18 protein-coding genes are annotated in these 22,311 nt (G+C 71.1%); 4 read left to right on the top strand and 14 right to left on the bottom strand.

What is annotated here, in order from left to right; translation table 11 throughout:
- Nucleotides 1-203: 203 nt before the first annotated feature.
- From H7X46_RS11600 to H7X46_RS11565, 8 genes are all read right to left on the bottom strand, one after another.
- The gene (locus tag H7X46_RS11600; RefSeq protein ID WP_186359410.1) at nt 204-1,133 is read right to left on the bottom strand and encodes a LysR family transcriptional regulator; all 930 of its coding nucleotides are present in this window, start codon (nt 1,131-1,133) and stop codon (nt 204-206) included.
- Nucleotides 1,134-1,200: 67 nt separating this feature from the next.
- On the bottom strand, nt 1,201-2,346 hold the full coding sequence (locus H7X46_RS11595) for a CaiB/BaiF CoA-transferase family protein (RefSeq protein ID WP_186359409.1): 1,146 nt from the start codon (nt 2,344-2,346) through the stop codon (nt 1,201-1,203).
- A 37-nt stretch (nt 2,347-2,383) separates the two neighbouring features.
- Entirely contained in the window at nt 2,384-3,559 is a 1,176-nt protein-coding gene (locus H7X46_RS11590; protein ID WP_186359408.1) for a CaiB/BaiF CoA-transferase family protein, read from the bottom strand.
- A gap of 1 nt (nt 3,560) precedes the next feature.
- On the bottom strand, nt 3,561-3,962 hold the full coding sequence (locus H7X46_RS11585; protein ID WP_186359407.1) for a Zn-ribbon domain-containing OB-fold protein: 402 nt from the start codon (nt 3,960-3,962) through the stop codon (nt 3,561-3,563).
- Nucleotides 3,959-5,191 carry a thiolase family protein gene (locus tag H7X46_RS11580; protein WP_186359406.1) on the bottom strand — a complete coding sequence of 411 codons (1,233 nt, stop codon included), beginning with the start codon at nt 5,189-5,191 and terminating at the stop codon, nt 3,959-3,961. The genes H7X46_RS11585 and H7X46_RS11580 overlap by 4 nt, the downstream gene beginning before the upstream one ends.
- A gap of 29 nt (nt 5,192-5,220) precedes the next feature.
- On the bottom strand, nt 5,221-5,727 hold the full coding sequence (locus tag H7X46_RS11575; protein ID WP_186359405.1) for a MaoC/PaaZ C-terminal domain-containing protein: 507 nt from the start codon (nt 5,725-5,727) through the stop codon (nt 5,221-5,223).
- 23 nt (nt 5,728-5,750) lie between these two features.
- Nucleotides 5,751-6,899, bottom strand: coding sequence for an acyl-CoA dehydrogenase family protein (locus H7X46_RS11570; protein WP_186359404.1), 1,149 nt, complete (start codon nt 6,897-6,899; stop codon nt 5,751-5,753).
- Between the two features lie 135 nt (nt 6,900-7,034).
- Nucleotides 7,035-8,207 carry a CaiB/BaiF CoA-transferase family protein gene (locus H7X46_RS11565; protein ID WP_186359403.1) on the bottom strand — a complete coding sequence of 391 codons (1,173 nt, stop codon included), beginning with the start codon at nt 8,205-8,207 and terminating at the stop codon, nt 7,035-7,037.
- A 224-nt stretch (nt 8,208-8,431) separates the two neighbouring features.
- On the opposite strand from H7X46_RS11565, the gene H7X46_RS11560 reads away from it, so the two are divergent.
- Nucleotides 8,432-9,766: an MFS transporter gene (locus H7X46_RS11560; RefSeq protein ID WP_186359402.1), complete on the top strand. Its 1,335-nt coding sequence runs from the start codon at nt 8,432-8,434 to the stop codon at nt 9,764-9,766.
- Nucleotides 9,767-10,670: 904 nt separating this feature from the next.
- The gene (locus H7X46_RS11555) at nt 10,671-10,931 is read left to right on the top strand and encodes a hypothetical protein (protein WP_186359401.1); all 261 of its coding nucleotides are present in this window, start codon (nt 10,671-10,673) and stop codon (nt 10,929-10,931) included.
- Here the strand turns inward: H7X46_RS11555 and H7X46_RS11550 are convergent.
- Nucleotides 10,920-12,518 carry a hypothetical protein gene (locus H7X46_RS11550; RefSeq protein WP_186359400.1) on the bottom strand — a complete coding sequence of 533 codons (1,599 nt, stop codon included), beginning with the start codon at nt 12,516-12,518 and terminating at the stop codon, nt 10,920-10,922. The genes H7X46_RS11555 and H7X46_RS11550 overlap by 12 nt on opposite strands.
- Nucleotides 12,519-12,571: 53 nt before the next feature.
- On the opposite strand from H7X46_RS11550, the gene H7X46_RS11545 reads away from it, so the two are divergent.
- Nucleotides 12,572-13,126, top strand: coding sequence for a hypothetical protein (locus H7X46_RS11545; RefSeq protein WP_186359399.1), 555 nt, complete (start codon nt 12,572-12,574; stop codon nt 13,124-13,126).
- 264 nt (nt 13,127-13,390) lie between these two features.
- Nucleotides 13,391-13,789 carry a hypothetical protein gene (locus H7X46_RS11540; RefSeq protein WP_186359398.1) on the top strand — a complete coding sequence of 133 codons (399 nt, stop codon included), beginning with the start codon at nt 13,391-13,393 and terminating at the stop codon, nt 13,787-13,789.
- A gap of 28 nt (nt 13,790-13,817) precedes the next feature.
- Here H7X46_RS11540 and mobF read toward each other — a convergent pair whose 3' ends face one another.
- The 5 genes from mobF to H7X46_RS11515 all read right to left on the bottom strand — a co-directional run bounded on the left by mobF (nt 13,818) and on the right by H7X46_RS11515 (nt 22,304).
- Nucleotides 13,818-18,185 (bottom strand): MobF family relaxase, encoded by a 4,368-nt coding sequence (mobF, locus tag H7X46_RS11535; RefSeq protein ID WP_370589063.1) that lies wholly within the window; start codon nt 18,183-18,185, stop codon nt 13,818-13,820.
- Nucleotides 18,186-18,410: 225 nt separating this feature from the next.
- Complete coding sequence (locus H7X46_RS11530) at nt 18,411-19,235, bottom strand: hypothetical protein (protein ID WP_186359396.1); 825 nt, start codon at nt 19,233-19,235, stop codon at nt 18,411-18,413.
- On the bottom strand, nt 19,232-19,900 hold the full coding sequence (locus H7X46_RS11525; RefSeq protein ID WP_186359395.1) for a hypothetical protein: 669 nt from the start codon (nt 19,898-19,900) through the stop codon (nt 19,232-19,234). Before H7X46_RS11525 ends, H7X46_RS11530 begins: the two co-directional genes overlap by 4 nt.
- Nucleotides 19,897-21,786 carry a type IV secretory system conjugative DNA transfer family protein gene (locus H7X46_RS11520; protein ID WP_255426122.1) on the bottom strand — a complete coding sequence of 630 codons (1,890 nt, stop codon included), beginning with the start codon at nt 21,784-21,786 and terminating at the stop codon, nt 19,897-19,899. Before H7X46_RS11520 ends, H7X46_RS11525 begins: the two co-directional genes overlap by 4 nt.
- Complete coding sequence (locus tag H7X46_RS11515; RefSeq protein WP_186359394.1) at nt 21,783-22,304, bottom strand: hypothetical protein; 522 nt, start codon at nt 22,302-22,304, stop codon at nt 21,783-21,785. The genes H7X46_RS11520 and H7X46_RS11515 overlap by 4 nt, the downstream gene beginning before the upstream one ends.
- Nucleotides 22,305-22,311: the final 7 nt, after the last annotated feature.

The following is a 22,311-nucleotide window of genomic DNA, read 5'->3' as shown; positions in this document are numbered from 1 at the left end:
GCGCAGGTTTGCGGCCGGAGCACATGTCGTCGAAGCCGGCCGAATCGAGTCCTTTCTCGCTGTTGCCGGCACGAATCAGACACGGGAAAGATCCCGGGTTTCGGACCCAGAAATGTGCACGCGGTCCGTTGCGAATTTATCGCCCGACACTGCTCGGAATCAATTGACCATCCACGAACCGGCAGTTCGAGGGAAGGAAAACGTCACGTCGCGTCGTCCTCGGCGGGGTGGTCGAGAAGCTGCTCGATCAGCGCCTGGCCGGCCGGGCTCGGACCGCGTCCACGGGCCGTCGCGATGCAGATCTTGCGTTCGGCCCACGGCTCCGCGAGCTCGAGCACCCGGACCCGTTCGGCGAAGTCGCGACTGACCAGGCACTCCGGCTGTGCCGTCACTCCGAGCCCCGCCTGGACCAGGCTGAGCGCGACGCTCCCGCTGCGGACGCTGAACGTCGGCTCGAAGTCCTCACCGAGTCGGCGCGCGGCGGCCCGGAAGGCACCCGCCATCGGGCCCACCGCGATGAGGTTCTCCGGGAGGAGATCGGCGAACGTGACGTGGTCCCGACCGGCCATGCGATGGCCGATCGGCAGGACGGCGACGATCCGGTCCCGCCGGTACGGGCGGACGTCGACGCCGGACAGGTCGAGCTCGTGCGCGGACGCGAAGACGCCGACATCGGCCTCCCCGCGGGCCACCTGGTGGACGATCTCCGCGTTCTCGATCTCGTGCACGACGAGCCGGACGAGCGGGAACTGCCGGTTGAACTCACCGAGCTCGTGCGCGAGGAACGGGGCGATGATCGACCGTGCCGACGAGATGGTCAGGTCGCCCCGGACCCCCTCGGTGAACGCCGCGATCTCGGTCCGGATGTCCTCGATACTCCCGAAGATCGTCCGGACGTGGCGGGCGAGCACCTCCCCCGCCGGCGTCGGCACCACCCCCTTCGGCGTGCGTTCGAGCAACTCGATGCCGGCGATGCCCTCGAGGTCGTGGATCCGCTTCGTGGCGGTGGAGGCGGCGACGTTCTCCCGGATCGCGGCCAGGCCGATCTGGCGCTCCTCGACCGCGGACAGGAACAGCTGCAGCGTGAAGAGGTCGACCTGACGGATCAGGTGCAGTCTGTTGAACGAACCCACTCACGGCTCCCACGACGTCGTGCGGCAATTCAAGCCCAGCGACCGTCGTGCGACAAGGCTCCGACCGTCAGGTGCGGGCAGGCAGGACGTCGTCGAGCAGGTCGTTGTCCGCCCCGACCTCGCGCACCCCGTGCAGCGGCGGCGGACGAGTTCCGTCGAACGAGAGCGGCAGCCCGACGACGCCGAGGTCGTCGTCGGGCGGCGCGCCGATGATGCCGAGGGCGCGGGTCTGCTCGTGCGCGACGAGCTCGGCCGTGGTCTGCACCGGCGCGACCGGGATGCCGGCGGCCTGCAGGCGTTCCTGCCACTGCGCCCGGGTGCCTGTGGCCAGGCGCTCGCCGATCAGGCGGTCGATCTCGTCCCGATTGTCCAGGCGCCCCGAGTTCGTCGCGAACCGCGGATCGGTCGCCCACTCGTGCCGGTCCAGGGCCGCGGCGAGCTTGGCGAACAGCGCGTCGTTGGCGCAGCTGACGATCAGGTCGCCATCGGCAGTCGGGTACGCGCGGTGCGGCACGATGAACGCGACCCCGGAGCCGTGCCGCCGGCCCGGGTTCCCGTCCGCCTGGTAGCCCGCGATCCCGACCGACATCCACGCGATCGCGGTCTCGAGCAGCGACGCGTCCACCGAGGCTCCCGCGTGCTTGACGTGCCGGCGGTGCAGCGCCGCGAGGACTCCGATCACCGCCCACATCCCGGCGCCGAAGTCCACGATGGAGACACCGGCCCGCACCGGACCGCCGTCGGCCTCCCCGGTGATGTCCATGATCCCGGAGAAGGCCTGCATCAGCGGGTCGTAGCCGGGCAGCGAGCTCAGCGGGCCCGTGGCGCCGAACGCGCCGATCTCGCAGTGCACGAGGTCGGATTTGGTCACCCGCAGGCTGTCGGCGTCCAGCCCGTAGCGGGCTGCCGAGCCCGGGCGCAGGTTGTGCAGGAACACGTCGGCGCGCTCGGCGATCAGCCGGTGCAGCATGGCGAGCTGGTCGCGGTCCTTGATGTCGAGGTCGAGGTAGTGACGTCCACGGTTGAGTGCGTGGAACGCGGCGCTGCTCCCCCGCCACTGGCTCGGTCCCCAGCCGCGGGCAGAGTCGCCGGTGGGCCGCTCGACCTTCCAGACCTCGGCGCCGAGCTCGGCGAGGATCTTCCCGGCGAACGGGGCCGAGGCGCTGTCGCTCAGCTCCACCACCACGACTCCCGAGAGAGGCAGGTCCTGCATGGTCTTCTCCTCCGTCCGATCCGGCGTCGGTGCCGGGTCAGTGCCGTGTCAGGGTCTCGATCTCGTTCGATGCGAACCCGTACTCACGCAACAGCTCCGCCGAGTGCTCGCCCAGCCGGGGGGCCGGGTGGCGCAGCTCGGGAGCGGTCTCGCTCCACCGCTGCGGGATCCCGATCGTCCGCAGCCGCCCCTCCGTGGGGTGCTCGACCTCGTCGAAGAACCCGACCTCGGTCATGTGCGGGTCCTCGAGGAGCGTCTCGGGCGTGTTCATGGCGACGGCCGGAATGTCCGCATCCGTCAGGAGCGTCACCCAGTCGGCCGTCGATCGGGTGGTGAACACCTCGGCCAGGAACGCGTAGAGCTCCCCGATGTGATCGGTGCGGCCTGCGATGTCGGCGAACCGCGGGTCGGCGGCGAGATCCGGCCGGCCGACGGCGTCGAAGAAGCGCCGCCAGTGCCGGTCGGTGTAGACGTTCACCCCGAGGTAGCCGTCGAGCGTTCGGTAGGGACGGCGGTCGGCGTTCATCATCCGCGCATAGCCCCAGGTCCCGATCGGCGGGACGAACGTGTGCCCGTAGAGGTGGTCGCCCATCGTGAAGTGCGCGAATGTCTCGAACATCGGGACCTCGACCTCCTGGCCCCGCCCGGTGCGCTCGCGGTGGAACAGCGCCATGGCGACCGCCGACGACGCCGCCATCCCGACCACCCGGTCCGCGACGGCGGTGGCCACGTACTCCGGCTCGCCGGAGCGCCGGCTCTGCAGGACGGGCATCCCGACGGCAGCCTGGATCAGGTCGTCGTAGGCGGGCTTGCCGGCGTACGGGCCGTCCTGGCCGAACCCGAAGCAGCCGCAGTAGACGAGGCGCGGGTTGTCGCCGGCGAGGTCGGCATAGGACACACCGAGGCGGGACATCGCGGCCGGACGCAGGCTGTGCAGCAGGACGTCCGCGTCCCGGGCCATGCGACGCAGCGCGTCCCGGCCGTCCGGCGTCTTCAGGTCGAGGACCAGGCTGCGCTTGTTCCGGTTGAGGTGCAGGAAGATCGCGGACATGCCCGGGTTCCGCGCGGGGCCGACGCCGCGGGTGGTGTCCCCGGCGGGGGACTCCACCTTCGCGACGTCCGCGCCCATGTCCGCGAGCAGCAGGGACGCGTACGGGCCCATGAAGTTCGACGTCAGGTCCAGGACCCGGATTCCGTCCAGCGGACCGGCCATGTCAGCTCCCTCTCGGCGCGAACACCGGAAGCACCTGCTCGCCGCGCGGCACGAAGCGGACCTCGACCGGCATGTCGATCGCGACCGCATCGGGCTCGGCCTCGATCTGGGTGAACAGGTGGTAGCCCTCGTCGAGCCGGACGAAGCCGACGGTGTACGGCGCGATCCCGGCGAACACCGGCGTCGGCGCGCGCATGATCGTGCTGAACGACCAGACGACGCCGCGGCCCATCGACTCCTCCCAGGTCAGCGCGCCCGACGAGCAGTGCGGGCAGACCGAGTGTGCGGGCCAGATCGCGTCGGAGCACCGGTCGCACCGCTGGAACGTCAGCCGCTCCTCGTTGCACGCCGTCCAGTAGGGTTCGGCGTCGAGCAGCCGGTAGGGCTGCGGCCAGTCGCTCATCGCTCGTCTCCCCGCTCGTTTCCACTGCCGGACAGCACCATCACGCCGGCCGCCGCCAGCATGCCGCCGGCGCCCTGCACCAGGACGGTGCGCGGACGTCGCGCCGGGGTGAGCCCGAGCGCCGTCCCGCGGAGCTGGCGGACGGCCTCGACGAGGCTGTCCATGTTGCAGGAGATGCCGGGCTGACCGAAGGAGAGCCAGCCGCCGTTCGTGTCGGTCGGCAGGTCGCCGTCGACTCCGGTGCGACCCTCCCGGTACGGGTCGATGCCGTGGCCCTTCTTCGCGAAGCCGAGGTCCTCCATGAGGATCGGTCCCATGTGGGCGAAGTTGACCGAGAGCTGCAGCATGTCGATGTCGCCGGGAGTCAGCCCGGAGGACGCGTAGGCCTGCCGGGCGGCCTCGACGGACGCGGTGTGGGTCAGGTTCGGGAACTCGCCCAGGCCGGCGAAGCGGCCGTGGGACATGTTCATCCGGTCGGTCAGGTACTCGTGTGTGGACGCCGAGCCGTAGCCGAGCACGTGGATCGGGTCACGCGCTTCGCGGGCCCGCTCCGGTGAGGTCACGATCAGCGCGCCACCGGTGCCGCCGCCCCAGGTGGAGCACATCCACCGGCGCAGCGGGGTCGCGACGTACGGCGAGCAGAGGACCTTCTCCCGGTCGATCTCGCCATGGCGCGCCTTGGCGGCATGCGGGTGGTGCGCGCCCCATCGCTGGTTGGCCACGGCGACGTCGGCGAGGTCCTGCTCGCTCACGCCGTACTCGTGGAAGTAGCGGTGCGCCGCCTGGGCGTAGAGCGACGGGATCGTCGGCCCGTACGGCACCTCGAACTGCGGGTCCGAGTCGGCCTCGGCACCCATCGCCACCGCGTCGACGAACAGTTCGGTCGCGTCGCTCTGCAGGCAGAGCACGTAGTCGGCGCGACCGGCCGCGATCATCTGGGAGGCGACGGCGATCGTCGACGTCAGCCCGGCGCCGTGCAGCGTGATCTCGCTGCTCAGCGTCACCGGCATCTGCATGTGCGAGACGAACACGTTGCTCCACTGGGAGCGCTTGTCCGCCCACGGCGATCGTCCGGTGAACACCGCATCGATCCGGTCCTTGCCGATGCCCGCGTCGGCCAGCGCCGCCGTCGTGGCCTCGACGGCCAGCTGCATCGGGTCCTTGCGGTCGTCGCGCGTCGCGTACGCGTCGCCCATCCCGACGATCGCCGCAACCGGCTCGGTGCCCATTCTCGCCCCGCCTGCGCGCCGCCCGGCGGTCACACCTTCTCCGGCTGCTTCTCCGTGGGCAGCGACGCGCCGAGCAGGGCGGCCAGGTCCTCGCGGCGGCGCAACATGAGCAGGCTCCACTCGCCACGCTGCACGACGTGCCCGTCCTGGTTGAGCGCCTTGACCAGGAACGTCGTGACCCCGTAGCTGTCGTCCTTCTCATTCTTCGCTACCACCTCAGCCGTGGCGTAGATCGTGTCGTCGATGTGCACCGGCTTCGTGTAGCGCATCCTGTCCAGACCGTAGTTCGCCTGGACGGCAGGCCCGAACTGGATCAGGCCGGTGACGATGGAGTACGTCAGCGAGCCCTGTACCAGACGCTCGCCGAAGCGGGTCTGCTCGGCGTAGTGCCTGTTCGAGTGGATCTCGATCCAGTTTCCGGTCAGCGCGCAGAAGTTGACCACGTCGGCCTCGGTGATCGTCCGTCCGCCGGAGCGGAAGACCTGCCCCACCTCGAGCTCGTCGTAGGGCATGTCGACCCGGTTGTTGATCTCCATCGATCCTTCTCCTCGTGGTCGTTCTACGCCGGCAGACGCATCGACTTGGCGATGATCGTGCGCTGGATCTGTGAGGTGCCGCCGCCGATCGTGGACTGGACGCTCTCCCGCAGGTAGCGCTCCATGTCCGCCTCGGGCAGGTTCGCGTAGCCGCCCAGGATCTGCATGCCCTCCAGCGCGCAGCGCTTGAGCGTCTCGGATCCGTAGAGCTTCGCCATCGACGTCTCGCGCGCGGCCGGCCGGCCGCTGGCCTTGATCTGGGCCGCCCGATAGCAGAGCAGGCGGGCGGCGTCCACCTGCGTCTGGCAGTCGGCGAGCGTGTGTTTCAGGACCTGGAAGTCGAAGATCGGCTTGCCGAACTGGGTCCGCTGCTGGGCGTAGCGGTTGGCGGTGTCGACAGCGGTCTGGGCGTTCCCGACGTACGCCGCTGCGACGGCGCAGCGCTCCAGCTCCAGGTGGTCGGTGATGATCTTCCAACCGTCCCCCTCCTCGCCGAGCAGCGCGTCCGCCGGGACCCGCACCTCGTCGAGGAAGATCTCGGTCGTGCCCGTGGCGTGCCGGGACAGCGTCGGCAGCTTGCGGATGTCCAGCCCGGGGGTGTCGTTCGGGATCAGCAGGACGGACAGGCCGTTGTGCTTGTTCTCCGAGGTACGGACGAGCATCGCGATGATCGTGTCGTCGGCCGCGGCGCCACTGCACCACAGCTTCGAGCCGGAGACGATCCAGTCGCCGCCCGCGTCGCGGCGGGCGTGCGTCTTCGTCGCCGCCGCGTCCGACCCGGCGTCCGGCTCGGAGATCGACACCGAGAAGCGGATCCGTCCGTCGATGAACGGCTTGACGTAACGCTCCTGCTGGGCGGGCGAGCCGAACTTGACGATGTTCATCGCGGTGAACGTCGGCACGAGCACCGAGCACGCGAAGTCGAACCCGAACTTGCCGAGACCCTCGGCCATCAGCGAGTAGTCGAAGATGTCACCCCCGGATCCGCCGTTCTCCTCCGGGATCATGATGCCGAGCCAGCCCTGCTTGGCGATCTTCTCGTACGCCTCGTAGGGGTACTCACGATGGAAGTCACAGTTACGGACGTACTCGACCGTGACCTCCTTGTCCATGAAGTCGTTCACGGTGGCGAGCCAGTCGGACTGGGAATCGTCGAGGAAGTTCTCGGACATGAATTCGCGCTCCTGTGCTCATATCGATCGACGCCGGCCCGTCGGTGCCGCGAGTGACTTCGACCCTAATCTCGTTGATCCGGACAAACAATTGACCGTTCTCGAAACGGGGGTTCGCCCGCCTCGAAGTGCGTCTCATACGGTTGCGCCCGCGGCACGCAACGACGCGAGGTCCTCCGGCGAGAAGCCCCAGTCGCCGAGCACCTCGTCGGTGTGCCTGCCCGGCTCGGCCGGCGGGTCGCCGATCGCACCGGGAGTCCGGCTGAACCGGGGCGCCGGAGCCGGCTGGACGACGCCGTGGACCTCGACGAACGTCTCGCGGGCACGCAGGTGCGGGTGCTGGGGCGCCTCGGCCATGGACAGCACCGGGGCCAGGCACAGGTCCTGCCGCTCGGCGAGCGCGCACCACTCGTCGCGGTCGCGGGTGCGGAACACCGCTGCCAGCCGTTCGGTGACCTCGGGCCAATGCCGCTGGTCGTGCTGGTCGGGCATCTCGTCCTCGGCGAGTCCGAGGAATCTCAGGGTGTTCCGCCAGAACCGGGCCTCGTTGGCCCCGATGCCGATCCAGCCACCGTCGCGCGTCTCGTAGACGTGGTACCAGGGCGCCCCGGAGTCGAGGCGATTCGTGCCCCGCCGGTCGGTCCAGTACCCGGCGGCCCGGAACCCGTACATCGCGGTCATCAGCGAGGCGGACCCGTCGACCATGGCGGCGTCGACGACCTGGCCCTCGCCCGACTGCCGGGCCTCGAGGACCGCGGAGACCACGCCGAGTGCCAGGTAGAGCGCGCCGCCGCCGAAGTCGCCGACCAGGTTCAACGGGATGACGGGCGGGCCGCCGCGCTCACCGATCGAGTGGACGACCCCGGTCAGTGAGATGTAGTTGAGGTCGTGCCCGGGCGCCTGCGCCAACGGGCCCTCCTGCCCCCACCCGGTCATCCGGCCGTACACCAGGCGCGGGTTGAGCGCCCGGCACTCGTCGGGCCCCAGCCCGAGCTTCTCGGCGACGCCGGGACGGAAGCCCTCGACGAGCGCGTCGGCCTGCTCGACGAGACGCAGCACGGCCTGGACCGCGTCCGGGTTCTTGAGGTCCAGTCTCGCGGCACGGCGGCTGCGGTGGAGCAGGTCGAAGCGCGGGTCGACCGGCGCGCCGCCGTCGTAGCCGGGAGGACGCTCGATCCGTACGACGTCCGCTCCGAGATCGGCGAGCAGCATGCTGCAGAACGGCGTCGGACCGACGCCTCCGAGCTCGACCACCCGGATTCCGGCCAGAGGGCCACGGAGGTCGCGGGCCGACGTCGATTCATTCACGTCCACCGACGCTAGATCAGTCCGCGGTCATCTCCAACTCACGCGTCGCGAAGTGCCGATTCGGGAACTCCGAATTGAATGTCGCCGGCATCGGACATAGCCTCGGTCCGCGTGCCGGGAGCCCCCACCGTTTTGGCTCCCGGCTTCCGAGTGCGACCGATTTTTCCTTCCCTCGTGCCCTGCTGCGGATCGCGGCACGTCTCCGACACGGAAAGGGGCGTTCAATGGCGACGCCGACATCCTCCGAGCCGACTACGGCGACCGAACCGCAAGGACGTCAACGCACCAGGGGCCGACGTGTCCTGGTCGCGACCATCGCCGCGCAGTCGATCGAGTATTACGACTTCCTGATCTACGGCACGGCTGCGACGCTGGCGCTCAACAGCCAGTTCTTCCCGTCGGTCGATCCGGTCGTCGGCGTGCTCGCCGCGTTCGCCACGTTCGCGGTCGGGTTCGCCGGCCGGCCACTGGGTGCCGCGATCTTCGGACACCTCGGTGACAAGCACGGCCGCAAGCCCGCCCTGCTGGGGGCGATCATGCTGATGGCCGTCTCCACGTTGCTGATCGGCCTGCTGCCCACCTACGCCGTCATCGGGGTGGCCGCGCCGGTCCTGCTGACGCTCATGCGGGTGCTCCAGGGAATCTCGGTCGGCGGCCAGTGGGGCGGGGCGACGCTCCTGGCCCTGGAGAACGCCCCGCCGAACCGGCGGGCGCTGTACGGGGCGATCCCCCAGCTCGGTGTCGTGGTCGGCATGGTGGGCGGAACGCTGGCCTTCCTGTTCATCAGCAGCGTGACCACCCCCGAGCAGTTCGCCGCGTGGGGGTGGCGGATCCCGTTCCTGCTGACCGTCCTGATGTTCCCGGTCGCGTTCTTCCTGCACCGCTACGTGGAGGACTCCCAGGAGTTCCACCGGGCCGAGACCGCGATCGAGGAGCGTCGCGCGCAGTCCTCGGTGATCCGAACGCTCCGCGCACCGAAGCAGATGCTGCTCGTCGTGTTCGGGTACCTGCCGGCGACGATCACGTTCTACGTGATCGCGACGGGCGTGATCGACTACGGGACGCGCGAGCTCGACATGCCGAAGAGCACCATGCTCACCGCCGTGATGCTGTCCATGATCGCCTTTGGCGTCGGGACGGTCGCCGGTGCGTGGCTGGCCGACCTCGTGGGCCACCGGAAGGTCTACGGCGGCGGTGCCGCGCTGGCCGGCGTATGGATGTTCGCGTTGTTCCCGCTCGTCGAGACGCGGAGCTTCGCGTTGATCGTCCTCGCCGCGTCGGTCGGGCAGCTCGCGGTCGGCTTGATGTTCGGTCCCGGCACGGCAATCTGGGCAGCCATGTTCCCGCCCGACATCCGGTACGCCGGAGTGTCACTCGGCACGCAGTTCTCGAACATCATCGGCGGCGGCCTGGCGCCGTTCACAATGGTCGCGCTGTACGCCGCGACCGGCACGAGCCTGTCCACCTCGGTGTACGTCGCCGTCGCCGCAGCACTCAGCCTGGTCGCCCTGATGCTGATCAGGCTCCCGCAGCAGGCCACGACGGCAAGGACCTCGTGAAGATCGCCGCTGTGGTCAAGGGCCCGATACCTATGCCGTACGCACGCTCCGCGAGTCCGCAAGGCGTTGTCTATGGCCACGGACCCGGTGGCCGGCCACGACACAGCCTCGTGCACCCGGGCTCCGCAACACCCTGCCCAAGCAATCGACGTAGTAGATGGCTGACCTCATGAGCCACCGCGTTATCGGCGTCCGGTGAAGGGCGCCCCAGGAGAGGAGGACGGCTTCGCTGCGCTCCGACTCGGGCGTTCCGCTGGAGCACATCTCCCGGCTCGTCGGCCACAGCGGGACCGCGATCACCGAGGCCGTCTACCGTCAGCAGATCCGGCCGGTCCTGGAGCACGGTGCCACCGCGATGGACGACATCTTCCCGGTCGCTGAACCGTAGACACTCAGTTAGTCACTCACGCCGGTCCGGACAGCCATACGAGATCGAGAACGCGAGAGGGCGGGGGACGTCCGGGAACCACGGGACACCCACAAACCTGCAGGTCACATGACGAAGGGCCGGTATCCGACGCTCACGGATACCGGCCCTTCTGCCTGCCGGGACGACAGGATTTGAACCTGCGACCCCTTGACCCCCAGAGATCTCACGGGGACACCACCGATTGCAAGCCGTTGACATTCCTGCACGACAATGGCGGTTCGACCGAATAGCAATCGATGCCGGTTGATGTCGATTCGTGTGCGTCGCGCACACACATTCGCACACACAACACCGGCTCCGGGCCCGACCGGATCGGGCCCGACTCCCCCACCACACAACCGCCGCCCGCGACCCGGTGACCACACCCCGGGCGGGCGGTGCATCCGAGATCTCTGGAGCCGATTCCGATCATGAACACCCTCGACCGCGCCGGCCGCCGAGGCGGTCGCCGACGGCCCCGCACGACCCCCAGACGTGGCCACCACCCGGCGGCGACGTGGACCCCTGGCCCGCCTGCTCGCCGCCCTACGGCGCGCCCTCCACCTGCCGACGGTGGTCGGCCCGACACCGGGCCAGCGCCTCCGCGAGGCCGCGTACGACGCCGCGATCACCGCGGCCCAGGGGCGGGCGATCGCGGCGATCCTCGCCGCTCTGGAGGTCGCCGACGGCGGCGGCACCGACGTCGAGCCGAGCCCCCGCACTACTCGACAGCGTGCTCGCGGCTTACCGGGGTGAGATCGCCCGTCTCGAACGGCTCGACGAGCCCGGAGCCCGGGCCGCCGCGAGGCGACGTGAGCAGGTCGCGAACCGTCCCGCACGCGAAGCGGAGGCGTCGAGCAGGCCGGGAATGTCACGCGGCTCGGCGATCGGCGCCCGTCCGGCCCGCCACCCGATGACGAGACCGGTCCGAAGCCCGACTGAGACAGCCAGTCTCACGGTCTGGGTCGTGCGGTCTCGAGGGTGCGCAACCCGCACCGGTGGGACTGCCCCATCGGGCGCGTCGTCGAGATCAAAGAACTCATGCCCGGTGACCACCGGCTGCCGCGGCGGACCGGGTCCGGGCGGCCCTGGCCCCGTGAGGCCGGGGCGCTGATCGCCACGGTGCGGCTGAACACGGCGGTGAAGGAAGGCAAGGAGGCGCTGTCCACCATCGAGTTCTTCGGCGAGGAGGCGGCGTTCAGCATCGGCTACAAGGCCGCCCGGCACCGCATGCGCGATGGCGTCCGTGAGCTGCTCGAAGTCGACCTCTACGAGGTGTCGCCCGCCCTCTTCGGGGCCCATCCCGACGCCCGGCTCTACACCGGCAAGACCGGGCGGCCCCGGCGAGCTGGAGATCAAGGCCGTGCCGACCGCGGCGTCCGTGCCGCGGGGCGGACGCAAGCGGTGGGCGCTGCGCTGCGCGGTCTGCGACGGGTACGTCGCGCTGGCCAGCCAACCACTCCCTCCGTCCGCGTCGATCCTGTGCCCCGAGTGCCTGTCGACCGTGGACCGCACGGAGGACGAGTTCGAAGCGCTCGTCTCGCAGGACGGCAACGAGGCCGAGCTGCTCGACGGAGACCGGCCGGACCGGGTCACCGCGGAGCAGGCGTACGACGAGGCACAGCGGGCCGAGCGGGAAGTCGAGGCGGACCCGGAAGGTGAGCTGCACCGGGCTCGGCCCGGGCGGCGCCGCTGGCCGCGCCAACCGGTGTAGTAGGCGAACGGCTCCGGCGGACGCTCCCATCGCACGACCTCCGGGATAGGCGGCCACGAGCGACCGCCGTCCTGCTCCGCGCAGGCCACGGTCAACTGGATCTTGCCGCGGACGGCCGCGGGCGGCACGGCGAGGCCGAATGCGACGTCGCCGTTCCTCGCCACGTGCCGATGCGTCTCGGCCCGCGGCGCGACGCTCAGCTTGCTGTCCGCGGCGATCTCGCCGTCCGGGATGACTGCTTCGGCGATCCAGTACACGGTCACCGACAGCATCCCCGGGGACTCGACGACCCGCGCGCGGACGACATCCCAGTCGTCGCGCACCGGCTCCGCCGTGATCTCGAACCGAGGCCGGTCGGCACGGTCGTACTCCGCCCGCGCGAGCTGCGTCTGCATCTCGGCGTTCCTCGCCTGCCAGAGCGCCGCCTCGGCGGCCTTGCTCGCTGAAGTCGCGGACTCGCGGGCGCTCCGCGCCTGGTCGCTGGCGATCTGGCGGGCCTGCTTGGTCTCCCTCAGCGCCTCGCGCGCTGTCCTCGCCTGTCGGAAGGTAAAGAACCCGGCACCAGCGGTCGCAACGAACCCGGCCCACGCGGCGACTGCGGCGGTCGCGGCCCACGAGTCGGGGTCCATGGTCGGGAGCGTACCGATCTAGTGACCCTGGCCGTCCCTGGTTCACTGATCACATGGTCTCTGCCGCCGACGCCCCCCACGTCGCCGACTGGATCGCCGCCATCGGCCAGGCCGCGGGCGCGCTGTTCACCGCCGCTGCGGTGGGTGTGGCGGTCTGGCTCGGCTGGCGCGACCGCAAGTGGCGGCGCGAGGAACAGACCGACCGCGACGCCGCACAAGCCCGGCTGATCACCGTCGAGGCGGATTACTCGGACGCCGCATGGGAAGACACGCTCGTCCTCGTCAAGATCCACAACAGCAGCCCTGCGCCGGTGTTCGATGTCGAAGTGGTCGACCTCCACATCGTCGGGCGCGAGGGGCAACAGCGCTGGCGAGTCGACTTCGGGCCGTACGACGATGGGCCGAGAATCGGGCGCGTCGTCACACCCGGGGACACCTTCAAGGTGCCGCTGGCCTACATCGACGAGAACAACAAGGCCGTGATCGTCCCGGGGATCGACCGCATCACCTTCACCTTCACCGACGCCGCCGGGCTGCGATGGCTCCGCCCGGACAACGACCCACCGGAACGGCTCACCGAGCCGCCGACATCAACGCGGACCCCTTGATTGCCGGACAAGACGCCATGCCCTGGCCTGCGGAAGCAGGGCGTGCTTGCGGGCCCGTCAGGCTGCGGACTGGGGCGGATCCGGCTGCCCGTCCGTGCTCCAGCGGATCGAGTCCAGCTACCCCTCGGCGACGGCCGATGCCGATCCCACGGCATCGCGAATATGGACCCCGCGACTGAGAGTGGCGCCCCTGGCCTTCCGTTGAGCACTCGGGATCTCTGCATCGCTGGTCTGGAGACGGCTCCAGTGTGGGACTCTGCTGACATGGACTCGACCGCCGAGAGGAGTACGCGCATTCCGCGTGCGAATCTGCGCGTGCCGCCCGAGGAGTTCCTCGAGGTGTGGCGGGCCGCGCGCGATCGGGCTGGTGGACCGACTTCACGCCAGACCGATGGCTGGTACGCCGCCGGGGTGCTGGCCACCTGTCAATGGCTCGCGACCGCTGACTACACGGCGCCGGATGGGCGACGTCGCCCCGCCGCGGCTCCTGTGTCGGGCAAGCGGACTCGGGCGTACGAGGAGTTGATCGAGGCCGAGTTCCTGGCCGCGGAGTTGTTGCCGGAACGGCAGCCACTGCTTCTCACATCGCGTCCCGGTTGGTGCGAGGGCATACAGGCAACTTTGCGCTGGGCGTGGCGGAACTCCGGTCCGCGTCCGCTCTGATCGTCCACGGGCCGCGGCCCGAGCCGGGTCATCCGCGCAGTCCTGCAGCCTCGTCGACGTGGTCGTCCCTGACTGCGTTGTCCCCGCGGCGCTCGTCGTGCCACCGAGCGAGCTCTATGGCCCGTTCCGCGTCTAGTTTCTCGGCCGATTCCCGATAGCGGATCTCCTCCAGTACCCGGCCGGCGTAGTCGAGGTGGTCGGCCGTCTCGTCGGTGTCCGGGACCCGGACGGCGTCCTCTCGCACCTGTGGGCCGCGGGAGTCGGCCATCTCCCGGATGTCCGTGCGATTCGTGGCCGTCTGCTCGTCGGCGGTCACCTCATCGTCGAGCGCGCATCGTTGAGCAGGCGTTTCGGATAGGATGTCGTCCTCGGTGATCTCGCGGTGCCGTTCTTCTTCGGTGATGGCCGCGTCGTGTGCGGCCAGCCACTCGGCTGCGGTGACACGATCATCAGGCTCGCCCTCGGCGCCACGTGCAGACAGTTCAGCCCGCGACAGGTCGGCCTGAACTCGGGTCTGAGCGGTGTGGACGAGCCAGTGGCCGCGGGCGTCGTCGATCTCTTGGAGCTGCTCGGCGCGGGCTGCCAGCAATGCAGCGAGTGATGTCGCACGGGTGGCGTCGTCGAGGAGCTGGGCCCGTTCGTCGGGGTCAGTGGCGGCGTCGGCCTGTGCGCGCCGTAGCGCGGCGGTGCGGGTGTGGTCGGCCGCGGCCTGGCGGGTGCCGGCGAGCTCGTTGGCGACGTAGCGGGGTGCGGCGGCCAGCTCGCGCTCGTAGGCGCGGACCCGCATGCGCAGCTGCCCGGTCGACAGTTCGAGTTGCTCGCGCTCGATCTCCGGCCGGCCGAGGGTCCGCCAGGCCGCGCGGTAGGCGGCGAACTGCTCGACCTGCCCCGGCTTCGGTGCCGGTCCGAGGGCTTCGGTCGGGTCGTCGTGCCCGCGCAGCTCGCGGTAGGCAGCGACCCGCCCGGCGTCGCGGCACCATTCCGCACGGGCGAGCAGATCGTCGGGAACGGGCCCCAGTGCCGCGGTGGCCCACCCGGGCGGGTTGAGGGCTGTCTGCTCGCCGAGTTCGACGGTGCGGGCGTCGGCGGCGAGGGCCAGGCTGTTGAGGTAGGCGCGCCACTGGGAATTGTCGGTGCGGGGCACGTAGTCGGCCCAGGTTTCGCCGACCGGGTCGAACCGGTGGGCGTCGCGGATGCGGCTGTAGAGCACGTTGGTCAGGTTCCGGGAGCCGGTCAGCGGGCCTCGCTGCACGGCGTCGGTGAGGACGGTGTCGGGGTTCAGGCCGGCGAGCTCGGCCCGGCGCAGCACCCGGGTCAGGGTGGCGGCCCCGTCTTCGGCCGCGAGCCGGTCGCGCTGCTCGCCGGTCAGGGCACCGTCGGTGGCCAGGCGGTCCAGGGTGGCCGCGGTGCGTTCGGTCGCGGCGAAGGTGGCGGCGTCGGCGAGCAGCTCGGCCGCGGTCCGTGTGCTGGCGGCGGCCGCGGCGGAGTCCTCGGCGACCTGTGTCGCCGCGCGTGGTGTGGTGTGGTCGGCGGTGTCGAGGATGGTCGCGAGCACGGCGACCGGGTCGCGGCGCAGCTCGTGGCGGTGGGGTGAGCCGTCGGCAGGGTCGTCGGGGGCGGTGCGGGTGGTGACGTGGGCGGTGTTGGCGTGTCGCCCCCGCGACATGGCCACGTAGAGCGCGGCAGGACCGGTGGTCGGGCTGATCACCGCGTGAGTGGTGTCGACGGTCGCGCCCTGGGCGGCGTGCACGGTGCCGGCGTAGCCCAGGGCCAGGTCGCGTTCGACGTAGGCGGCGGGCAAGACCAGTCGCTCCCCCGGGCCATCCCGGCGGGTGTCGGTGGTGACCTCGACCGAGCCGTCGTCGGAAACAGCGGTGATGCGGAAGGTCTCGCGGTTCATCGGGCCGCGGCGGTTCCCCGCGAGCCCGGCGAGGTCCCAGTCGTTGCGGCGGGCCTGGAGGAGGTCGCCGACCCCGGCCGGGACGCCCTGGCGGCCCAGCCAGACCCCGTGCTCAGCGACGAGCCCGAGCCGGACCAGCTCGCCCCGCAGCTGGGCGGACAGCCGGTCGGCCTGCTCGTTGGTGCCGACCAGCAGCAGGCTGCGGTGCCCGTCGAGGGTGTCGGCCAGCCACGCGCGTGCCGCGGAGGCCTCGGCCTCCTCGACGGTCCCGGCGTCGAGGATCCGGCCCTGCCGGTGATAGTCGCGCAGCACCGACTCGTCGCAGTCGCGCAGCCGCAGGCTGGCCGCCCGCTCCCACGGTGCGGTGAACCGGCGTGCCTCGGCGAGCTCGTAGCGGTTCCCGGACGCGGCGAGCAGGTCCATCCCGCCGCCGGCGCCGATCGCGGCGAGCTGGCGGTGATCACCCACGAGCAGCAGCTTGGCCCCGGCCGCCTCGACGCGGGCGTGAATGGCGGCGAGGTCATCGGTGTTGGTCATGGCCGACTCGTCGACGACGACGAGGTCGCCCTCGCGCAGCCGCCACCGCTCGTCGCTCGGGTGGTTGGTTTGCTCGGCCGCGCCGGGGTGCAGGCGGTCTTGCACACCCAACCACGAGGCGACGTTGCGGGCGGTGAGGCCTTCCCCTGCGAGCACCTCGGTGGCGATCTGGCTGGTCGCGAGTCCGAACACCCGCGGCGCCCGGCCGGGCGAGGTGTCCACGCCAGCCGGGGCGGTCCACCCGCGGGCGAGCACGCCGACGACGAAGGACTTCCCGGTGCCGGCCGGGCCGACCAGGGTCTCCACCCGGGCCCCGGAGGTGAGAATCCCGCGCACTGCCGCGGCCTGATCCACCCCGAGTTCGATTCCGGACGCCCGCAGGTCCGCAAGGAAGCGGTCGGCCTGACGCGGAGTGCGGGCGGCGCCGTCCCGGGCCGTGGTCGAAGCGAGCAGGATCCGCTCGGTGTGCAGCTGGTCCGGTGTCGCATACAGCTTCCCGCCCGGAGCCAGGTACGCGGATCGGCCATCAGCGAGGCGTAGGTCGTCGGGTAGCAGCTCATGGCCCGGTCGTTCGGCCTCCACCGGGACCGCGTACTCCAGGGCGGCGTCGGTGAGCTGGTCCAGCAGCACGGCGACGTCCCGGCCGTCCGGGACACCAAGGTAGTCCGGCAACGCGTTGTTGACCGCTCGGGTGAGGTCCGAGCGCGTCCAGACCGGCTTTCGCGTCTTGACCTCCTCGAGTGCCAGCTCGATGACGGCCTGCGGGTCGAACGCCGCGGGCGCCCGATGTTCCTGGCGGGCGCGCAGCGCGGCATCGGCGATGGCGGCCAGGCCACCGTCGATGTCAGCCCGCATCCGGGCCCCGATCCGCTCCATCAGGTCCTCGCGGGTCTCCCCCACCTGTGACTTGGGTTTGCGGGTGACCAGCGTGGCCTGCTGGCACAGACGCTCGTGCTCGTAGCCGTTCGGAGCCCGGCCATAGCGCTGCTCGAACGCCTCGACCAGCTGCTGGGCCTTCGCGGTGACCGCGCGGCGCCGGTTCGAGATCAACGCCATCGCCTCCGCCGGCACGCCGACGATCTCGCGGGCTTTCCCGTCGGGGCGGGTCGCGAACAGCGTGCCGATCGTGGCCACGATCCGCTCCTCACACGTCCGCTCCCCGACCGCCCCGGCCCCGGTCCGCCACCGGTGCACCGCCCGCGAATCGAGCGTGCGCCACTGCCCGTCCGGGCCTTCGACCCGGTTGAGGATCGTGTTGTGCACGTGCAGCTGCGGGTCCCGGTCGCGGGAGTCGTGCTGGAAGAACGAGCCGACGACCCAGTCGTGGGCATCGACCCACCGCCCGGCCGCCCCGCCGTGGTGCCCGACCCGCGAGTACCCCGCCTTGTCGGCCAGGTAGGCCAGCGCGGCGTTGTTGCCCGCCCAGATCGCGTCCTCGACCGCCACCCGGAACTCGCCCCACGCCGCCGCGGTCTCCTCGTCGCCCCGCCGGCGGGCCGCGACCTCCTCGGCCTCGAACGCGGTGTGCAACAGGGTCACCGACTTCTGGACGCTGAACGTCGCATCCAGGAACGCCACGTTGTGCCGAGCCCGCTTACCCGCCGCCGTACGGAGTTCAGCGCGGCGTTCAGCCGAGGCGTACGGCTCCTGCTCTAGCGCGGAGGCGTACAACTCGTCCTCGGATACGTACCGCCGCCCCACCGGACCCAGCGTCGCGACCTCGTCCCACCGCTGCGGGTCCCGGAACCCGTCGGCGCGGGGATCGAGGAACCGCCCGTACAGGGCGCGCATGTCCTGAGCGTCGACGAGCCCAGTCAGACCGAGCTTCTCCGCGCCGGCGCCCCACCAGCGTCCCGGGGGCTCACCCTCGGCGACCGCGCCCGTGTAGTAGTTCTCCCGCCCGGCCGCGACCTCCTTGAGCAGGTACTCCGGGCTGTAGCCGTTGACAACCTTCAGCACCAAGACCGCCTCCGCACCACTGCTTGACATCCGGCATCGCTGGCCGAAACCGTGTGGCCACGCCGGAGCCGGCCGGAGGCCGGGCCGTGCCGTCTGATCGTGATGCCAAGGTGTGCAGCTCTTGATCTTGACGTCCGTGTCCGTCGTTCGGAGTAGTCGATCGCGGATGGTGTCTGCTTCGCAGTCGGGGCGGTGCCGGCGTCATCGTGGCTCGGGATGCGGTGATCAGACGTCATCGCGGGGCTCGTCCTCGGCGGCGTGGGTCGCGTCGAGTACCTGCGGTGGCTGCTCGCGCAGGGTCTTCAGGACGGTCGCGGCAGTGCCGCGGGAGACCTTTGCGGCCGCTTCCAGGCTGGAGACGGTCGGCCAGCGGCCGTGCCGACCGGCGTAGCGGAGAGCTGCCACCCAGGCTCGGTCCCGAGGTGACGCGTCGGGCACAACCCTCGCTGCGGCGGACGCCGGCGTCGTCCGTGCGGGTACAGCCGTCCGCGAGGTGTTCAGATCGGTGTTCGAGTCGCCGGTTCCTCCATCACCAGCGGTCAGCGGGGGTTGAACAGTGCCGGACAAGTGGCTCGGAGTTGGGCTCCTGCCGTTCAGCGGGCGCCGGTCGACAACCGGGCGGGATCCGGCGAGCAAGTAGAGCAGGTGTGCGACGACGGCCGCCGCGATTGCCGGCCAGGCGCCGACACCGAACCGCAAGGCCGGGCTGATCGCGATCGCCCCGCCCTCGGTCAGCGCCGCATCGGAGGCGAGGTAGGCGGCCTGCGCCAGGCCCGACAGTCCGGCGGCGCCGATCACGACGCCCCATGCGTACCGGGCGGCGGATCCACGAAGTCGCGCTGTGGCGGTGTAGGCGACCATGGCGAGCCCGTCGGTGATAAGCGGATAGATCCACGCGAGGCCTGCCGGAACTCGCGCTGCGACGGCGACCTCGAACAGCCCGTGGGCCGTCGCGACGGCCGCACCCGTCGCGACCGCCAGCCCAGGGATCCAGATGCCCGCGGCTGTCGCACACCGACCGCGCGGAGACAGTCTGGTATCTCGGCTCACCGCACCTCGCCCCGGCCGTCGAGCACATCGCCCATCCCGCCCGCGCGCGCTGCGGTGGGTTCCGGAGCCGAGTGCGCCCGGTCGCCCGCCCACCAGGCGGCGACCGCACCAAGGTCACACTCGGCGGGGAGCGTTGGGGCGCCCGTGGCGACCTGACGCCACCCTTCCCGGACGAGGTGTGCCTCCGACGAGCAGGTGCCGGCGTAGGTGCGGATGCGGCGCACGACCCCCGGGCGGAGACGTTCGTGCCAGTCCCCGACCAGCTGCACCGATGCCCGCCCGCCCTGGTAGGCGTTGGCCCAGGCGTGCATCAGCCAGAGCAGTTCCTCGACGACATCGGCGTGGAAGCACCAGCAGTCCGGCAATGACTGGGCAGCGTCGGTGTAGCGGAGGTAGACCGCCCGCATCCAGCCGCCGAGCTCGTCGAGGCAGTCGGCCACCCACTCGCGATCCATCGGCGCCATCAGCCACGACGGCGGCGGCAGCTCGCCGGGCCGTGCCAGAAGTCCGGCGACCGTGGTGCTGAGCCCGGCGAAACGCCGGGCGAGCTCGGCCACCTGGCCGGCGGCCTCATCGACGCGGCGCGTGCACTGGTTCAGCTCGGCCGCCAGGTTCGCGAGCTCAGCGGCCGTCGCGAAGCGTCCGTGGTCATTGGGGTTCTTCATCGGCCCCACCGGTCCGGCCGATCGTCGCCCCCGGGCGCGATGCCGTCGCCGGTTGTCGGCAGGCCGTGCTGGATATCGCGGAGCTGCCGGAACATCGCATTCGCATCCCGGACCCGGCCGGTAGCCCGGCCGAAGCGACCGGGCCAGCGCCGCGCGAGCCGGGTCAGGAGCCATTCGAGGCGCTCGTCGCGGCGCAGTGCGAGGACGGACCACCAGCGGGGACGGGCGGCCCGGTGCTCGATCCGGCACCGGGCCCGGGCCTGGCGGCGGACGTCACGGCGGTGCCACGCCATCTGGGCGCGCCCGATCACCGGGGCCATCCCGCGGCGGATTACGACGACCTTCCCCACCGGGAGGTTCGCGATCTGTGCCGGGGGCAGGACCGGCACTCGGCGGACGGTCTTCGAGGCGACGCGGCCGTGCAGGTCCGTGGTGGTGATGCGTTCATCGCGGTCGCCGGTGAGTGTGGACCAGAACTGCAGGTCGTCGCGGTCCCGGGTGCCGCCGAAGAGCATCACCGCTCCGGTGTTGTTGAGGATCGTAGCCGCGTCGTGCTCGCCGTAGCGTGCGAGCAGCTGGGCCCGGGATTGGAACGCGCACACGATCGTCACGCCGCGCCCGCCCATGTCGGCGGTCCACTTCTCCAGCGGTACCGGGCAGATCAACGCCGCCTCGTCCAGGGCGAGGCGCATCGGCGGATCCAGGCGTCCCCCGGGCCTGTCGGCAGCGAGCCGCCGGGCCTCGCGGGCGACATGCCCGGTCAGCGCGCACACGAGCGGCGCGGCCTGGGATTCCTCGCCACCGAGCAGGTAGACCGTCGCCTGGTCGTCCAGCAGCCGCGCGACGTCGAAGCCAGAGCCAGGAGCCGCCGCAGCGGCTGCCGCCGGGGAGGCGAGCCAGCCGAGCGCCGGCATGATCGAGCTCGTGATCGACGACCGGGTCCGGTCGTTGGTGGACACGAACTGGGCGGCGTCCTGGGAGAACGCCGGGTCGCGGCTGCGGCGGAGCAGCATCAGGACGTCCCGTTCGGCCTCGGCCGGGTTCGCGACCCATCCCTGGACCTCGACCATGCTCCGGTTTCCCAGTGCGGCCGCGTGCAGCAATGCCGCGAGAACGCGCCGGGCCTGGGCCTCCCAGAACTCCCGATCGCCCACGGCCCGCCGGTTCGCGGCGGCAAGCAGGTCCGCCGCGCGCTCCACCGCGGTCGTCGGGTCTGCGCATCCGGTCAACGGGTCGAACGTGATGGTCGACTCGAGGCCGCCGAGGCCGACCGCGTTGAACACGTAGACCGGGCCGCGCCCGGTCCGGAGCCCGCGGGTGAGCTCGTACAGGTCGGTGCGGGTGCTCGTCACCAGGACGGCACCGGGTGCGTCGATGACGCGGCCGGCCAGCCAGCCGGTCTTGCCCGCGCGTGGGCCGCCGAAGACGATCACGACATCCTCGACCGAGGACCACACCTGAACCAGGCCGGTGCGGCACAGCCGGACCGCCACCTCGGCCACGGGCAGCGACCAGCGTGTCCACCGCGAGGTCTCGCCGTACGTGGAGGGCCGAACCGACCTGGCTCGACGCCGCATCGCCGGGCCGGATGCGAGCCGAGCAATGTCGAACGTCGAGGCCACACCGGCCTTGCGGCGGGAACGCGCCGACCAGCGGGTCACGGTCGCGGACGTTCTCACCCACCGGTGCCAGACGAGTACGGCCACAACGCACCCGCCTGCGGCCGTGGCCGGCCAGGGCAGGATCGTAGACATCTCCTGCGCGACGGTCGTGCCAGGAAACAGGGCGACCCCGCCGAACATCGCCGCGGGCGCCCGCCGGCCAGCATGCCAGAACCCGGCGGCGAGGCCGACGAGGACAACCATGCCGAGGGCCGTCGCGGTCATCTCGACTCCCACCCGACACGGGCGCGGAAGGCGGCGATGTCGGACCGGTGGCGTGCACAGTCCTCGGCGTGACCGTCCTCGCTGTCGTCCGGGTCGGCGTCGTAGGGCCCGGAATCCCGGACGGGCTGATGACAGGACGTGCACCGCCACCAGGACGCCGACGGTGGCGCGGCGAGCAGGATGTCCTCGTCGGGGCCGGGCGGGCGCCCATCGACGATCCACTCGAATGTCACGACCGGGCGATCCTGCCCAGCGGGCACGCCCAACGCCTCGCCGACCTCATCCCAGGTCCGGCCGACCCCTCGACAGGCGCGCGCGTACTCGTCCACTTCCGCAGCAAGGACACGACGCAACAGCTCCGCGGCGCGCAAGCCGGTCATGGGGTCGGCGAGGCGACGGTCGGCGAACACCGTGAACCCCGGAATCGGGACCTCGACGACCGCCCCACCGAATATCGTCTCGGCCACGTGCTCGGTCAGCTGACGGATTCGGGACCGGGCCTCCCGCCGCGCCGCCACCTGGTCG

The sequence above is a fragment of the Pseudonocardia sp. C8 genome (genome assembly GCF_014267175.1).
Classification (GTDB): Bacteria; Actinomycetota; Actinomycetes; order Mycobacteriales; family Pseudonocardiaceae; genus Pseudonocardia.
The sequence above is the reverse complement of the archived record's forward strand: the minus strand, read 5'-3'. Positions and strand labels throughout refer to the sequence as shown.

Bases quoted from the DNA above. Each gene is read 5' to 3' on its own strand.
- H7X46_RS11595 (WP_186359409.1), bottom strand. From the start codon at position 2,346: ATGCAGGACCTGCCTCTCTCGGGAGTCGTGGTGGTGGAGCTGAGCGAC.
- H7X46_RS11590 (WP_186359408.1), bottom strand. From the start codon at position 3,559: ATGGCCGGTCCGCTGGACGGAATCCGGGTCCTGGACCTGACGTCGAAC.
- H7X46_RS11585 (WP_186359407.1), bottom strand. From the start codon at position 3,962: ATGAGCGACTGGCCGCAGCCCTACCGGCTGCTCGACGCCGAACCCTAC.
- H7X46_RS11580 (WP_186359406.1), bottom strand. From the start codon at position 5,191: ATGGGCACCGAGCCGGTTGCGGCGATCGTCGGGATGGGCGACGCGTAC.
- H7X46_RS11575 (WP_186359405.1), bottom strand. From the start codon at position 5,727: ATGGAGATCAACAACCGGGTCGACATGCCCTACGACGAGCTCGAGGTG.
- H7X46_RS11570 (WP_186359404.1), bottom strand. From the start codon at position 6,899: ATGTCCGAGAACTTCCTCGACGATTCCCAGTCCGACTGGCTCGCCACC.
- H7X46_RS11560 (WP_186359402.1), top strand. From the start codon at position 8,432: ATGGCGACGCCGACATCCTCCGAGCCGACTACGGCGACCGAACCGCAA.
- H7X46_RS11550 (WP_186359400.1), bottom strand. From the start codon at position 12,518: ATGGACCCCGACTCGTGGGCCGCGACCGCCGCAGTCGCCGCGTGGGCC.
- H7X46_RS11545 (WP_186359399.1), top strand. From the start codon at position 12,572: ATGGTCTCTGCCGCCGACGCCCCCCACGTCGCCGACTGGATCGCCGCC.
- H7X46_RS11540 (WP_186359398.1), top strand. From the start codon at position 13,391: ATGGACTCGACCGCCGAGAGGAGTACGCGCATTCCGCGTGCGAATCTG.
- H7X46_RS11525 (WP_186359395.1), bottom strand. From the start codon at position 19,900: ATGAAGAACCCCAATGACCACGGACGCTTCGCGACGGCCGCTGAGCTC.
- H7X46_RS11520 (WP_255426122.1), bottom strand. From the start codon at position 21,786: ATGACCGCGACGGCCCTCGGCATGGTTGTCCTCGTCGGCCTCGCCGCC.